This is a genomic window from Rhodococcus sp. ARC_M12 (assembly GCF_022810385.1).
In the GTDB taxonomy this organism is placed as follows: domain Bacteria; phylum Actinomycetota; class Actinomycetes; order Mycobacteriales; family Mycobacteriaceae; genus Rhodococcoides; species Rhodococcoides navarretei.
In genome coordinates, this window is the sequence record NZ_JALGQI010000060.1 from 1 (window position 1) to 572 (window position 572).

At 64.0% G+C, this 572-nt stretch carries 1 protein-coding gene; it reads left to right on the top strand.

Annotated features, from left to right (window positions below):
- Window positions 1-572, top strand: a 572-nt coding sequence (locus MTX35_RS25340; RefSeq protein WP_243597482.1) for an AMP-binding protein, incomplete at both ends; no start/stop codon positions are given.

The window sequence follows — 572 nt, forward strand, 5'->3', positions numbered from 1 at the left end:
GCTCCGCCGTTGGTGTTCGGTGGGGTGGAGTTGGCGTCGTTGCTGGCCGAGGAGCGGGTCACGCATGCGTTCGTGACGCCTGCGGCGTTGGCGTCGGTGGATCCGGTGGGGTTGGAGTCGGTTCAGGTGGTGGTGACCGGTGGTGATGTGTGTGCGCCGGAGTTGGTGGCGCGGTGGGCGCCGGGTCGGCGGATGTTCAATGCGTACGGTCCGACGGAGGCGACGATTTTCTCGTCGATTTCGTCGGCGTTGGTGGTGGGGGAGTCGGTCGATATCGGTTCGCCGACGATCGGTTTCGCGGAGGTGGTGTTGGATGCGCGGTTGAATCCGGTGCCCGTCGGTGTGGTGGGTGAGTTGTATCTGGCGGGTCCGGCGTTGGCTCGTGGGTATCACGCGCGGTTGGGTTTGACGGCGGAGCGGTTCGTGGCCAATCCGTTCGGTGGTGTGGGTTCGCGGATGTATCGCACCGGTGATGTGGTGCGGTGGAATGCTTCGGGTGCGTTGGAGTATGTGGGGCGTAGCGATTTTCAGGTGAAGGTGCGTGGTTTCCGGATCGAGTTGGGTGAGATCGA